The 14,358-nt window shown below is 72.0% G+C and carries 11 protein-coding genes; 3 read left to right on the top strand and 8 right to left on the bottom strand.

Going from position 1 to position 14,358, the window contains the following annotated elements; all coding sequences use genetic code 11:
* Positions 1-203: 203 nt before the first annotated feature.
* Entirely contained in the window at positions 204-2,024 is a 1,821-nt protein-coding gene (locus tag ACZ4VA_RS08055) for a DUF4192 domain-containing protein (protein WP_468080400.1), read from the bottom strand.
* A gap of 133 nt (positions 2,025-2,157) precedes the next feature.
* On the opposite strand from ACZ4VA_RS08055, the gene ACZ4VA_RS08050 reads away from it, so the two are divergent.
* Complete coding sequence (locus ACZ4VA_RS08050; RefSeq protein WP_468080398.1) at positions 2,158-4,338, top strand: RecQ family ATP-dependent DNA helicase; 2,181 nt, start codon at positions 2,158-2,160, stop codon at positions 4,336-4,338.
* Between the two features lie 225 nt (positions 4,339-4,563).
* Positions 4,564-5,199 carry a hypothetical protein gene (locus tag ACZ4VA_RS08045; RefSeq protein ID WP_355783463.1) on the top strand — a complete coding sequence of 212 codons (636 nt, stop codon included), beginning with the start codon at positions 4,564-4,566 and terminating at the stop codon, positions 5,197-5,199.
* Between the two features lie 737 nt (positions 5,200-5,936).
* On the opposite strand, the gene ACZ4VA_RS08040 is transcribed toward ACZ4VA_RS08045, so the two are convergent.
* The 3 genes from ACZ4VA_RS08040 to ACZ4VA_RS08030 all read right to left on the bottom strand — a co-directional run bounded on the left by ACZ4VA_RS08040 (position 5,937) and on the right by ACZ4VA_RS08030 (position 8,050).
* Positions 5,937-6,563, bottom strand: coding sequence for a hypothetical protein (locus ACZ4VA_RS08040; RefSeq protein ID WP_356243853.1), 627 nt, complete (start codon positions 6,561-6,563; stop codon positions 5,937-5,939).
* A 68-nt stretch (positions 6,564-6,631) separates the two neighbouring features.
* A complete protein-coding gene (locus ACZ4VA_RS08035; protein WP_355783469.1) occupies positions 6,632-7,333 on the bottom strand; it encodes a ribonuclease HII in 702 nt (233 codons plus the stop codon).
* Positions 7,334-7,426: 93 nt separating this feature from the next.
* Positions 7,427-8,050, bottom strand: coding sequence for a TetR/AcrR family transcriptional regulator (locus ACZ4VA_RS08030; protein WP_468080395.1), 624 nt, complete (start codon positions 8,048-8,050; stop codon positions 7,427-7,429).
* Positions 8,051-8,223: 173 nt separating this feature from the next.
* Here ACZ4VA_RS08030 and ACZ4VA_RS08025 point away from each other — a divergent pair, with 173 nt between their 5' ends.
* The gene (locus ACZ4VA_RS08025; RefSeq protein WP_355783474.1) at positions 8,224-9,771 is read left to right on the top strand and encodes an MFS transporter; all 1,548 of its coding nucleotides are present in this window, start codon (positions 8,224-8,226) and stop codon (positions 9,769-9,771) included.
* 156 nt (positions 9,772-9,927) lie between these two features.
* Here ACZ4VA_RS08025 and ACZ4VA_RS08020 read toward each other — a convergent pair whose 3' ends face one another.
* The 4 genes from ACZ4VA_RS08020 to ACZ4VA_RS08005 all read right to left on the bottom strand — a co-directional run bounded on the left by ACZ4VA_RS08020 (position 9,928) and on the right by ACZ4VA_RS08005 (position 14,305).
* Complete coding sequence (locus ACZ4VA_RS08020; protein WP_468080393.1) at positions 9,928-11,595, bottom strand: DUF4153 domain-containing protein; 1,668 nt, start codon at positions 11,593-11,595, stop codon at positions 9,928-9,930.
* 398 nt (positions 11,596-11,993) lie between these two features.
* Positions 11,994-12,899, bottom strand: a complete 906-nt coding sequence (locus ACZ4VA_RS08015) for an ADP-ribosylglycohydrolase family protein (protein ID WP_468080391.1) — start codon at positions 12,897-12,899, stop codon at positions 11,994-11,996.
* A 12-nt stretch (positions 12,900-12,911) separates the two neighbouring features.
* Positions 12,912-13,571: a histidine phosphatase family protein gene (locus tag ACZ4VA_RS08010; protein ID WP_355793940.1), complete on the bottom strand. Its 660-nt coding sequence runs from the start codon at positions 13,569-13,571 to the stop codon at positions 12,912-12,914.
* A gap of 128 nt (positions 13,572-13,699) precedes the next feature.
* The gene (locus ACZ4VA_RS08005; protein ID WP_355793941.1) at positions 13,700-14,305 is read right to left on the bottom strand and encodes a YdbC family protein; all 606 of its coding nucleotides are present in this window, start codon (positions 14,303-14,305) and stop codon (positions 13,700-13,702) included.
* Between the last annotated feature and the right edge of the window lie 53 nt (positions 14,306-14,358).

The raw sequence follows: 14,358 nt of genomic DNA, 5'->3' as shown, positions 1-14,358 counted from the left end.
CGGCGCGGCACGGCCACGAGATCCGCCACTCAGGTGAACGGGGCGGCCGTCCCGCGGGTCACGCCCCCGGAGGGAGAAGCCGACCGGATGGCGGCGGCCCGGGGCGGGTGGCGAGGCAGGGCCGGAGCGGCGCTTCAACCCGTGGCGGAGCCAACCCAGGACGCGGGCCGAGACGCCGCGCAGTCCCGTCCCAGGCTCAGTCCTCACCTGTCCTCGCCGGTTCCATGGCCGGTCACCCGGCGCCGGAGCTGGGGATGGATCCTCGGGACGTCGCTCGCGAGGGACGCGCCGCCGCCTTCGGACGCGAGGCCGAGAGCCCCGCCGCCTTCGGACGCGGGGCTCTCGGCGGGACGGCGACGTCGAGCGGCGGCGATACGGGATGCCCGACGACTCGGATGCATGCTGCCCTCCGATGTACGCACCCGGCGACGCCGCCGACGCGAGGGCGGTGACGGCTGCGCGGCCTCACCGGGCAGCCCGACGCACGACGACAGCTCAGGCGCGCCGGACGGGGCCGAGCCGTCCGAGCGGTTCCCGGTGGCCGCTGGATCCGAGCCTCCGGAGTCCGCCGTGCGGCCTTCGCGCTCCGATCGCAGGCACCGGCGGACCGACTCCGGGTCCAGGCCCTCGTTGCAGGCCTGGTGAAGGAGGCGGGCGAAGAGGTAGTCGGGGTCGACCCCGATGGCCATGGCCAGGGCTTCACGGGCCTCCAGCTCGTCACCGGACGACCACGCGACCCATCCCGCGAGCGTGAGGGGCGCGGCCGCGTGCTCGGCGTACGGGCCGACGCAGCGGCGGGCCAGTGCGCGCCAGAGGCGCAGGGCCGGCCCCGCTTCCTCGCCTTCCATCCACTCGGCCGCCCGGTCGCGTGTCGTACGGTCCTGGAGGCCGAGGATGAGGGCGGCGGCTTCGTCGTGCCCGAGGAGTTCGTCGTCGCGTCGGTCCGAGTCGAGCGAGCCGGCCACCGGACGGGTGCCGGCGATACGCCCCATGGCCTTGCGGGCCAGATCGAGGGTCTCCTCCGCGACCTCCGTGCGGCTCCCGGCGTCCAGGATCCGGGGGACCAGGGACATGCTCGCGGCGTCCAGGGCGGCCTCCTGGTCCAAGGCCACTGCCGTCTCCCATGGACTGAGCCTGGCCCTGAACTCGCGCAGACTGCCGCGCACTTGGAGTCCGGCATAGGTCGCGGCGGCAGCGAGGACGGATGTGCCCGGCAGTCCCATCGGTTCGCCGTGCGGCGGACAGCAGTCCTCGCTCGGGCAGCAGTAGGACCAGAAGCGGCCGTCCGAGATGCACAGGGCCTCGACCACCGGGACGTCGAAGGTGCCGCAGGCGGTGCGGAGCAGCTGCGCCAAGGGGCGCAGGCGTTCCATCACGTCCCGTCCCGATTCGCCGCTCCGCGGTTCCTGACAGAGGTAGGCGACCATGGTCTCCGGCCGGGCGCCCCTGCGCTCACTCCCCAGCACCAGTCCCCGCGCCAGCTGTCCCGCCGCCGAGGACCAGTCGTCCGTCTGAGCCGGGATTCCCAGTCGCGCCCGCCCTCCGAACCGGCCACGCTGCTCCCGGTCGTGGAGTGCCACCAGCACGATGCTGTCCTCGGGTCGGTAGCCCAGGAGGTAGGGCAGCGCGTCGGCCAGCTCCGCGGGCGTCCGGAGCGTGACCTGCTGCTGACCGGAGAGACCCGGAGCCGTGCCGTGCCCGACGAAGGTGAGCGGCTCGGCAGGGCTCACGCGCCCGGCCGACTCCTCGCCGCCCACGCCTCCACCGCGCTCGCCGAACCCTGGATCACCGGCTTTGCCCAGGCCCAAGCGCTGAGCCGCCAAGGACTCCTCCCCGCCGGCCCGCACCCCCGTCGGCTGCTCCCTCGTCGGCTCCTCCCCCGTCTCCTGCTCGCCCGCACGAACGGGCGCCTGCGGGTACTCCCCACATCGCGCGTCCTCTTGCTGTGCCCGCGCGCTGATGTCACCTTCGCCGGCGATGCCGCTCGTTTCGGAGGTGCCGGTCGTTTCGCTGTGATTCGTCATGCCGTGACCATCCCGCGAAACCGGAAAACTCGCTGGAGCCTGTGGATAACCATGAGCATGGGCACGACAGGACTTGTCCACAGTCCGAGCTGCTCGTTCGCGCTTTGTCCGACCCATCGGGTTGCATGGGGCCATGAGCAACGAAGACCAGCGCCTCACGGCCGACGAAGACCTGCGCACCGCGGCCGATGCCGTACTCGCCCGGCTGGTCGGTGCGCCGGCGGGCGACGCCCGGCTGCGCGAGGACCAGTGGCGTGCCATCGAGGCCCTGGTCGCCGACAAGCGCAGAGCCCTGGTCGTGCAGCGCACCGGCTGGGGCAAGTCCGCGGTGTACTTCGTCGCGACGGCCCTGCTGCGGGAGCGGGGGGCCGGACCCACGGTGATCGTGTCCCCGCTCCTCGCACTCATGCGCAACCAGGTGGAGGCGGCCGCCCGAGCCGGCATCCGCGCCCGCACGATCAACTCGTCCAACCCGGAGGAGTGGGACACCATCCAGGCCGAGGTGGCCGCGGGCGAGGTCGACGTGCTCCTGGTCAGCCCGGAGCGGCTCAACAATCCGGACTTCCGCGACCAGGTGCTCCCCAAGCTGGCCGCCGCGACCGGTCTGCTCGTGGTGGACGAGGCGCACTGCATCTCCGACTGGGGCCACGACTTCCGGCCCGACTACCGCAGGCTGCGGACGATGCTCGCCGACCTCCCGTCCGGCGTTCCGGTGCTGGCCACCACGGCGACCGCGAACGCGCGCGTCACGGCCGACGTGGCCGAGCAGCTCGGCACGGGCGGCGGCACGGACGCGCTCGTCCTGCGCGGTCCGCTGGACCGGGAGAGCCTCAGTCTCGGAGTGCTGCAGCTGCCGGACGCCGCCACCCGCATGGCCTGGCTGGCCGAGCACCTCCCCGACCTGCCCGGGTCGGGGATCATCTACACCCTCACCGTGGCGGCCGCCGAGGAGGTCACCGCGTTCCTTCGCCAATGCGGCCACACGGTGACGTCGTACACGGGCAAGACGGAGAACGCGGACCGGCAGCAGGCCGAGGAGGACCTGCTCGCCAACCGTGTGAAGGCCCTGGTCGCCACCTCCGCGCTGGGCATGGGGTTCGACAAGCCCGACCTCGGCTTCGTGGTGCACCTCGGGTCTCCCTCGTCTCCGATCGCGTACTACCAGCAGGTGGGGCGTGCGGGCCGAGGCGTGGAGCATGCCGAAGTGCTGCTCCTGCCGGGCAAGGAGGACCAAGCGATCTGGCAATACTTCGCGTCGATCGCCTTCCCGCCGGAGGAGCAGGTCCGCCGGACCCTCGACGCGCTCGCCGGTGCCGGCAGGCCGCTGTCGCTGCCCGCGCTCGAACCGCTCGTGGAGCTGCGCCGCTCCCGCCTGGAGACGATGCTCAAGGTGCTGGACGTGGACGGGGCGGTGCGGCGGGTCCAGGGCGGCTGGATCTCCACGGGAGTCCCGTGGACGTACGACGCGGAGCGTTATGCCTGGGTCGCGAAGCAGCGGGCCGCCGAGCAGCAGGCCATGCGCGACTACGTGACGACGACGGACTGCCGGATGGAGTTCCTGCGCCGGCAGCTGGACGACGAGGCCGCCGCACCCTGCGGACGCTGCGACAACTGCGCGGGGCCGCGGTTCACGGACTCGGTCTCCCCCACCTCGCTGGAGGCGGCACGCGGCGAGCTGGGGCGCGCGGGCGTCGAGGTCGAGCCCCGGAAGATGTGGCCCACCGGCCTTCCTGCGGTCGGCGTCGACCTCAAGGGACGCATTCCGGCCGGGGAGCAGTTCTCTCCCGGGCGGGCGCTGGGCAGGCTCTCGGACATCGGCTGGGGAAACAGACTGCGACCGATGCTCGCGCCTCAGGCTCCGGATGGTCCGGTGCCCGACGATGTCGCCCAGGCCGTGGTGGGTGTGCTGGCCGACTGGGCGAAGGGTCCCGGCGGCTGGGCCTCGGGCCAGCCGGACGCGCAGCCGCGCCCGGCCGGTGTCGTCACCATGGCCTCGCGTTCACGTCCGCAGCTGATCCAGTCGCTCGGCGCGCGGATCGCGGAGATCGGGCGACTCCCCCTGCTCGGGACCGTCGAGTACACGGGTGAGATCTCACAGGCTTCGCGAAGCAACAGTGCCCAGCGGCTGAAGGCGCTCGACGGTGCGCTGACCGTGCCGCCGGAGCTGGCGGCCGTGCTCAAGGAAGCCGACGGCCCGGTGTTGCTCGTGGACGACGCCATGGAGACCGGCTGGACGCTCGCTGTGGCCGCACGACTCCTTCGACGAGCAGGTGCACAGGGGGTGTTGCCGCTGGTCCTCGCCGTGCAAGCGTGACCCCATGCGTCGCCGACGGGAACAGTGGGCAGGGATATAGACGGCTTTTCGCCGCAAAACAGTCCGTGGCCCCAATTGCTCGTTGCCGCAACCAAGTTCGACAGGAAGAATTGAACTCCGCTCCCCGCACGGCTCGTCCGTGGTCCGGTAGGGCCCTGTTGCGGTGCGCGCTCCCCCAAGTCCGACCCTCGCCCGAAGTGTGGGCGCGTAGCCGAAGGGAGGACCGTGACCTTCGGATTCGCTCCGTCCTCGGCGGCATCCATGTCGACGTCTGCCGACCTGTCCGCCGCTTCCGCCAATCCACTGACCAGGATGCTCGAACCGGCCGAGTGGGCCGCCGCGGGAATCCCCCTGCTGCGTGACCCGCGCGAGGTCGTCAGCGGGCTGCACTCCCGGCACCGCCCCGGGCCCGCGACCGTGATCGTGGCCGTTCTCGACCCGGACGAGCGGCTGTGTGCGAGCGCCTCGTTCACGCGTCGGCCGGCACCGGCCGACGGGTGGATGTTCCGCAACGTGCTGCTCGCGCAGCTGCGCCGCGTGATCCCGCACGACCTGCGCCGCCGTACCCCGGTCCGTACCGCCGTGCTGCTCTACTGCCGTGACGGCGACGCGCGTTGGACGGAGGAGGACGGGGCGTGGATGTGGGGACTGCGGGACGCGTGCACGTTGCATGGGTTGCGCTGCGGGGCGTACATCACGCTGACGCGTGACGGATGGCAGGTCCTCGGTGAGGGTCGCGGAGGGCGCCGCCCCAGCGTCGACTCGGCGCCGGAGCCTTTCGCCACGGCCGACGCCCCGCTCCCGGCGCCGCGCACCGGGGGTGCCGCGTCCGAGCTGCTGCGCCGGGCCGCCGCCCGCTGAGGAACGACCGGGGTGACAGGCCCGCGCGTGGGGAGCAAGAACCGTCGTCGGCGCCCTGACCCGGCTCGACGGCGGGGCAGGGAGAGCAGGAATGACGGAGTCGCGGGCGCGGTTCCGGGGCACACCTCTCGCGGCCCTCGCGTGACGGCAGCGGACGCACGGTAGCGACAGGCCGACGCCCAATGCCCCGCGGCGGCACGGCGGGACATCGCTATCGCCGCTTACCGGCCCGGAACCACGGGCCCCCGGGCCCGCACCCGCGCCCCGCCCACCCCGCACCCGCAGCGTCCCGAAGAACCGCGCCGACCGCACCGCAGCACCTCAGCACCGCAGCACCGCAGCACCGGGGAAGCCAAAGCGGCGAGGCACCGAAACAACGAAGCTCTGATCCGGCCGACTCGTAAAGCACGGCCTGCCGCCCCCAGCGGCGAAATCACCGCCCCAAGCTGACAGACACGCCGAAGTACCCACCGTGCTCAGGCGTCGGCGTCGGCGTCGGTCTCGATATCGGCATCGGCATCGGCATCGGCATCGGCATCGGCGACAGCCTCAGCGTCGGAGTCGGAGCCGGAGTCCGCGACAGTCTCAGCGGTCAGCGTCGACTTCGAGGCACAGGAGAACGCCCACCGTGCAGGTGCCGCGGTGCGGCACCCCCGACGGACTCCCCGTGCTCGTCCCGCTCCCGACACGGCCGGGAGCGGAGGCCGAAACGGTTCCGGACGGCGTCCGGAAACGGCTCAGACTCCCGCACCCAGCACCGAGTTGATCTGCTGCGGGTCACCGCAGACGATCAGCAGGGCATCGGCCCGGCCAAGGGCCAGCGGCAGGGCGGAGGCGACCGCGGCGACGGTTCCGCCGTTGACGGCGACCACGACGACGGGTCGGGACGAGGCCCGGCCAGCGACGGAGGCGTCGGCATAGAAGACGTCGTCCCCGGCGTCGTGCAGACCCCAGTAGGCGGTCTCGCCGAAGGACAGTTCGTGCGCGGCCCACGGGTGCGGGTCGCCGGTGGTGATCACCAGCACCTCACCCGGGGCGCGGCCCGACTCGAGCAGCAGGTCGACGGCTTCTTCCGCGGCGTCCAGCGCGCCCTCGGCCGAGGCCGGGATCAGCTGGATCTGCGGGGTGGAACCGGCCTTGGCGGCGGCCGGGGCCGGGGGCCCGGGCTTGGTCACGGCCGGTTCGCGCGACGTGCGTTGGACCGGCATGGGCCGGACAGGACCCGGACGGCCGGGACGCGGCGGAGCCGCGGGACGGGGGCCGGGTACGGGGCGGGGGGTCGGCGCTGTACGGCCACTGGCCGACGTCGCGCGGGGACCCTGGGCACTCTCGTGAATCTGAGGCTCCTCGGGAAGGAGAGGCATGAGTTGATATCTATCAAACGCCGGTGCGACACGCCTCGGCGGGTGGCACACAAGTGCGAACGGGACCGTCAGAAATCGAAGCCGAGCTGGCCCTCGATCTCCGGAACGTTTCCGTCCGCCCAGGCGCGGACCTTCTTGAGGTGCCGCCACTGGGGCAGCGCATCAAGATACGCCCACGTCAGCCGGTGGTACGGGGTGGGGCCCCGCTCCGCCAGTGCGGCCTTGTGCACCGGGGACGGATACCCGGCGTTGGCCGCAAAACCGAAGTCTGCATGGTCGATACCCAGTTCGGCCATCATTTTGTCGCGCTGCACCTTGGCGATCACCGAGGCCGCGGCGACCGCGACGCAGGACTGGTCCCCCTTGATCACCGTGCGGACGCGCCACGGGGAGCCGAGGTAGTCGTGCTTGCCGTCGAGGATCACGGCGTCGGGGCGCACCGGCAGGGTCTCCAGGGCGCGCACCGCCGCGAGCCGCAGGGCGGCGGTCATGCCCATGCCGTCGATCTCCTCCGGAGAGGCGTGCCCGAGGGCGTACGACGTCACCCAGGTACGCAGCTCCTCGGCGAGCGCGGTGCGGCGCTTGATCGTGAGGAGCTTGGAGTCGGTGAGGCCTTCGGGCGGTCGGCGCAGTCCGGTGATCGCCGCGCAGACGGTGACGGGACCGGCCCAGGCGCCCCGCCCCACCTCGTCGACACCGGCAATGACCTTCGCTCCGGTCGTGGCGCGGAGGGAGCGCTCGACGGTGTGGGTGGGAGGTTCGTACGGCATGGCGTGCTTAGCGTACGCCGCCCGGAAGCCGCCGCGACACCCAGGTTTGCCGGGACGGCACCGGGCGCCCGGCCGCCGCGGGAAATCCCTTGGTCAGGCGGGGTCCGGGCGCAGCAGCGGCATCATCAGGTGGTCGATCATCTCCGCGAGGTCCGTCTCGCTCCATTCGCTGGCGCACACCTTCGATCGGTACATCATCATCGCCGGGATGGCGTCGAACACGTAACTGTTCGCGGCGTCGGGCCGCACGTCGCCCCGCTCGATTCCGCGGTGGATGACCTCCCGGAGCAGATGCATGGTGGGCTCGACGACGCCGCCGAGGATCACTCCGTGGAAGCGTTCGGCCTGGGCCGCGTCGCATTCGTGAAGGACGGAACGCAGGGCGAGTCCGGGCCGTGAGTACATGGCCTCGCGCACGCGCCGGCACAGTTCGAGGAGGTCCGCGCGGACGCTGCCGAGGTCGGGCGCCTCCCTCAGACGCGGCAGCCCGGCCTGCAGGGCGTCCACGACGAGGTCCTCCTTGGAGGGCCACCGGCGGTAGACCGCGGCCTTCCCGGTCTGGGCGCCCGAGGCGACCCCCTCCATGGTGAGACCGTTCCAGCCGACGGTACCGAGCTGTTCCAGGGCGGCTTCGAGGATCGCCCGTTCGAGTACGGCGCCGCGGCGACGCGGGGAGGCCGCCTGAGCGGGGGCGCCCGTCCAGCGCGAAGTATCCATCTGAGTCTCTCCGTCAAGCATGCGGAATTGGGGATTCCGGGTGGGGACGAGCAAGCACATCACGAAAAGCGGCAGCGTCTTCAGTGAACGCTTGCGTTCACTGTCGGGGAGTCACTACCGTTGTCGCGCCAGTGAACGCGAGCGTTCACTAACGTACTTGTGGGGGACCCATAGTGACGACCTCTCAGTTGATTCCCAAACAGAAGCCCGGAGCGGCCCGTCGGGAAGGACATCCCGGCATCGCACTCGCGGTCATCGCGGCCTGCCAACTCATGGTGGTCCTCGACGCGACGATTGTGAACATCGCGCTCCCGCACATTCAAGACGCCCTCGAATTCAGCACCACCGACCTGACCTGGGTGGTCAGCGCCTACACCCTCACCTTCGGCGGTCTGCTGCTCCTCGGCGGGCGGGCCGGTGACATCCTCGGGCGGCGCCGGGTCTTCATGACCGGCATCCTGCTCTTCACGGCGGCCTCGCTGCTGGGCGGTCTGGCCCAGGAGCCCTGGCAGCTGATGGCCGCGCGCGCCCTCCAGGGTGTGGGTGGCGCGATCGCGTCTCCCACCTCGCTGGCTCTGATCACCACCACCTTCCCGGAGGGCCCGGAGCGGAACCGGGCCTTCGGTGTCTTCGCCGCGGTCTCCGCGGGCGGTGGCGCCGTCGGCCTGCTCGCGGGCGGCATGCTCACGGAGTGGCTCGACTGGCGCTGGGTTCTCTTCGTGAACGTGCCCATCGGCCTGCTGATCGCGGTGCTCGCCCCGATGTACATCAGCGAGTCCGAACGCCACCCGGGCCGTTTCGACGTCGCGGGAGCACTCACCTCGACGCTCGGCATGGCATCCCTGGTCTACGGCTTCATCCGGGCCGCGGAGGAGGGCTGGCGGGACAGCCTCACCCTCGGTTCCTTCGGTGCGGCGGTGGTCCTGCTGCTGCTCTTCGGGTTCGTCGAGATGCGGGCCAAGGAGCCGATCACTCCGCTCAGGATGTTCGCCGACCGCAACCGCTCGGGCACGTACGTGATCATGCTCAGCCTGGCCGCCGCCATGTTCGGCATGTTCTTCTACATCGTCCTCTTCGTGCAGAACGTGCTGAGCTACAGCCCGATCTCGGCGGGAGTCGCCTTCCTCCCGGTGACCGTCGCGATCGTCACCGGCGCCGGGCTGTCGCAGCGGTTCCTGCCCGTGCTCGGCCCCAAGCCGTTCATGGTCGTGGGCTCGTCGCTCGTCGCGCTCGGACTGGGCTGGCTGACCTTCATCAGCCCCGACAGCTCGTACGTCGGCGGAATCCTCGGCCCGATGCTGCTCTTCGGCTTCGGCATGGGGCTGAACTTCGTGACGCTGACGCTCACCGCGGTCTCGGGCGTCTCCTCGCACGAGGCCGGCGCGGCCTCGGGACTGCTCAACGCCACGCAGCAGGTGGGCGGTTCGCTCGGTCTCTCCATCCTCACCACGGTCTTCGGCTCGGCCAGCCGTGACGAGGCGGAGAAGCAGGTGCCGAGCTTCCTCGCCGACGCCTCGCCGGAGCAGAAGGCCGAGTTCGCCAAGACCCACCAACTGCCCGCTCCCTGGGGCCACGAGGTGCTCGCCGAGGGCATCTCCGCGGCCTTCATCCCTGCCGCGGCGATGGCCGTGCTCGCCCTGATCGTCGCGACCGTCGTGATCAAGGTCCGCAAGAGCGACCTGGACGCGCTCGCCGGCACGGCGGGACCCGCGGCGGGCTGACCCGGGCGCCGCGAAGGCCGGGCCACGCCCGGGAGTCCGACGGCAAGGACGTCGACCCGGCCTTCGCGGTACCGGCCCTCGCCTTACCAGGCAGGGGCCCACCCAGCCTCTCCCGATCGCCCTCAGTGCCCCCCGCGCCCCGGCGCCCCCGCCACCTCAGCGGTACGTCATCTCCTCGCTCAGGCGGTTGCAGACGGACCAGTCCGCGTTCTTCGACAGCGGTCGCTCGGCGAGGATGTCGCGGGCGCGCGCCTCGCCCCAACTGGTGGCGTACCAGGGCTCGTCGCCGTCCGTCAGGTCCTCGTCGGCGGACTGGAGCACACAGCTGCGCAGCGGCTCCTCCAGCCGGTCGAGCGCCGGTACGGCGTCGGCGGAGAGCCCGCGCGCGTACTCGACGTCGATCTTGCCGGTGTCCTCGTACCGCTGGACGTTGCGCTCGGCGATCAGCGCGTCCGGCGACATCAGGCCGAAGGCGAGCACTCCCGCGGCGGCGGAGGCCGCGACGACGCGGGGCAGCCAGCGGGCTCCCCACACCCCGGCCGCCATGATGAGCACGATGACGAGACCGAGCCAGAGCTCCACCGCCACGACCGACAGTCGCAGCCGCGTCAGTCCGTACGCCTCCACGTACATGTCCATGCGCCGCACCGCGGATGCCACGACAACGAGCGCCAGGGCGCACAGAGTTCCGAGCACCCCGCGCACCAGCGTCCGGTCGCGGGTTCCGTCGCGCGGTGCCCAGCGCAGCGCCAGGACGATGACGAGCAGCGTGAGGAGGGTGGCCATCAGCAGCTGCCAGAACCCCTGGCGCGCGTACTCGGCGTAGGTCTGGCCCGTCTGCTCCAGCACGGCGTCGTAGCCGCCGAAGAGGACGGCGAGCTGGACCGCGTTGAAGACGGCGAAGAGGATCACGAGCACGGTCAGCGGGAGCGCCCACTCGAAGCGGCCGCGGGCACGGCCCTCGGGTATCTCGGCGCGGTCCCAGTGGACGGGTGCGGCGGCCGTGTGCGCGGCGGCGAGTCCCAGTACCAGGCCGAACAACAGCAGCAGGAGGTGCCAGGGCCCGCCGGACACGGAGGCGTCCGGGAGCAGGCTGCCGAGCAGGTCGGCGAACGCGGCGTCGGCGCCCGCGAAGAGCGCGCCGAAGACCAGCAGCAGGACGGCGGTCACGGTGACGGCGCGCAGCACCGGACCGACGCGTCCCCGGGCGCCGCCCGCCCGCTCGCGCAGGCCCTGCCAGCCCCAGACGGGACCGGTGACGACGGAGTTGAACATCCCCAGCGGGCTGAGCAGCACCGCGAGCCAGCTGCGTCCGCCGTTCAGGGCGAGCGAGCCCAGTGCGACCGCGGCGACGACGGCCAGGAAGGACGGCCAGTCGGCGTCGCGCAGCGCGGGCACCGCCAGCAGGGCCAGTCCGCCGATCCCCCAGCCGAGGGTCCACGCGCGTGTGCGGCGCCCCGCGGCGCGGGCGGCGAAGTAGCCGGCGAGCGCCGCCGGGATCGCCACGAGAAGCAGGTTCAGCCCCACGCCGTCGCCCAGGAGCAGCATGCTGAGCAGGCCGGTGGCGAGCACGGCCCACAGGGTGTCCGTACGGATCGGGGCGGGCGTGCCGACGCGCAGGTCGGCGAGCCAGGACACGGGACTCGCTGCCGGGGCGGCCCAGTGGTCCTCGCCGGAACCGTGCTCGTCGGAACCCTGCTCGTCGGGTGCGTCGTTCTCCGGGACGGTGTCGTCGGGCTCGGCGCTCTTGACCGAACCGGCGCTCTCCGTCGGCCCCTTCGGCTCCGGATCTCCTGGCTCGGACGTGGACGGTGTATCGGACACGGGACCCCCTCCCAGCCGGTCCCTGCGCGGCCCCGGGCGCGCCGGAGCGGCGGGAGGGGCTGGTGACCGGTGTCTCGTCGGCGCTCGCCCGGCAAGATCAACAGGCGGCGTGGCGGCAAGGCTATCCACGGGCGACGGGTCCGGGCCGGGCGAGGGCGGCCTGTAGCAAGCCTGTGACAGAGGGGGCGGGTGTGGCGGGTGGTGAGTAATCAGCCATGTGACCGGCGCCCCCGGCAAGCCGCATCAGAGGCTGACCCGCACACGGAGATCCGCGTCACAGGCCGGTCCGCAGCTCGCGAGCCGCATCAGAGGCCGACCCGCAAGCCGCGTAAGAGGCCGACCCGCACCGGGCCGACCGCATCACAAGCCCGTGGCGAACAACCCGCCCGCCGGCAGCGTCACGCCGGAACGGCCACCCACTCCGGCAGCGGTTCCGTCCGCTCCAGCCAGGTGCTCGGCGGGGCGCCGGTCTCGGCGGAGGCGACCACGCCGCCCACGATGGCGCAGGTGGTGTCCATGTCGCCGCCCACCTGGGCGGTCGTCCAGAACGCCTCCTCGTAGCCGCCGAGGGCCCGCGCGGCCGACCAGAGGGCGAACGGCACCGTGTCGTGCGCCGTCGTACGCCGTCCGCAGCCGAGCACCGCGGCGACCGTGGCGGTGTCGCCGTAGTCGAGCATGTCCCGGGCGCGCCGCAGTCCCGCGCCGACGGCGCTGCGCGGTACGAGGGCGATGACGCCGTCGAGCAGCGCCTCGGGGCCGGGAGGACCGGCGGGGTCGGCCGCCAGGGCGGCTGCCGCGGCGACGGCCATGGCGCCGACGACGGCCTCGCGGTGCTGGTGCGTGGGGTAGGCGGAGATCTCGGCCTGGTGCGTGGCCTGCTCGGGATCGTCCGCGTACCAGGCGCCGAGCGGGGCGATCCGCATGGCCGCGCCGTTCCCCCAGGAGCCCTGGCCCTTGAAGAGCGCGGAGGACAGCTCGCGCCAGTCGCCGCCGTCCCGGATCTGCCGCAGCAGCCGGTCGACCGCGGGTCCGTAACCGCGGTCGATGTCGTGGTGCTCGGCGAAGGAGAGGGCGAGCCGGTCCTGGTCGATCCGGTGGTGCGCGGCCAGCACGGCCACGACCGAGGAGGCCATCGCGGTGTCGTCGGTCCAGCGCCACGGACCGGCGGGCAGCTCGCGGCGCTTGAGGAGCGGGTAGTTCACGGGCAGGAAGAACTGCGAGCCCAGGGCGTCTCCCACGGCGAGTCCGCGCAGGCTGGACAGGGCGCGGCTCAGGCGCCCGTCGGGAGAGGAGTCAGCGGTCATCGCCCTGCCACTCTATCCGGTGACTCCGTACGGCTCCGGATCACGCCAGCGTTCGAAAGGCCGGTCAAGTGTGTACTTGCCGTCGTCTCCGAGAACGAGCATCCGCATCTCCGCGTTCCCCGGGTTCGCCAGCGATTCGAACTCCGCGACCGTCCAGTGGAACCAGCGCATGCAGAACAGCCGCATGGCCAGTCCGTGCGTCACCAGGAGCACGTTCGGCGGGTGGTCGGGGGCCTCGAAGCTCCGGTAGAGGCTCTCCAGGAAGTTGCCGACCCGGTCGTACACGTCGGCACCGGACTCGCCCTGCGCGAAGCGGTAGAAGAAGTGGCCGTACGCGTCCCGGTACGCCTTCTGCAGGCGTACGTCGTCGCGGTCCTGCCAGTTGCCCCAGTCCTGCTCGCGCAGCCGGGGCTCCTCGCGCACGCGCACCAGTTCGGGGTCGAGGTGGAAGGCCCGGAACGTCTCGTGGGTGCGGCGGTACGGGGACACGTAAACGCTTACGCGCTCCCGGCCGAAGAGTTCCCGGAGCTGCTTGCCCCGCTCCTCCGCCTGCCGCCAGCCGGTCTCGGTGAGCGCCAGCGCGTGGTCGGGCTCGCGTTCGTACACGGTGTCATCGGCGTTGCCCACCGACTCTCCGTGCCGGACAAGAACGATGCGCCGTGGTCGAGCCATGCCGAAACCCTAGATCGAGTGACGCCCGATCGAGCACTCGTACGGGCTCCATACGGCGTAGATCACACAATTCGGCCTCGTGGGAGCGGTCGCGGACGCGTTGTGCGCCCGGGCGCGCCCCGGGCTCCTCAGACGATCCAGGAGGGTTCCAGCTGGACTATGTCGCCGGCGAGGGCGGCGACGTCCGCCTCCGTCTGGGCGCGCAGGGTGAGCCGCTCGACGCGCTCGGCGCGGTACTTGCCGTGTTCCGCCGCCGACTGCCACATGGACAGGATCAGGAACTCCGGACCGGGTGCCTCACCGAAGAGTCCGCGGATCATGCCGGGCGAGCCCGCCATCGCGGGGTTCCACACCTTCTCCTGCATGAGGGCGAAGTGCTCGGCGCGCTCCTCGTGGACCCGGCAGTGCGCCACCCGCACCAGGTCGGCGTCGGTGAACCGCGGCTCGAAGCCGGTCTTCACGTCGAAGCGGTGGTCGAAGAGTTTGGCCTGGGCGTCCTTGAAGGTGCCCGACTGCGCCGCCGCGAGCCGGTCGTGGGACCGGGCCATGAAGGAGTCGTAGAAGGCGCGGCTCTCCCAGAAGGCGAAGATGTGCGCCACCCCCGGCCGTCCCCGGCTCCAGCCCCCGCCCTGGCCCCGGAAACCCGGCTCGCCCAGGAGCCCCGCCCACTTTCGCTGCCCCCGCTCGAAACCGCGGCGGTCCACCACGGTGCAGCGAATCCACTTGACCAGCACCGCGCCATCGTAAGGCCACGGACGTGGCGCCGGTCACGCTCCGGCGGAGTGCA

Source organism: Streptomyces sp. NPDC028308, assembly GCF_055565855.1.
This window is presented reverse-complemented; position numbering and strand designations above follow the sequence as displayed.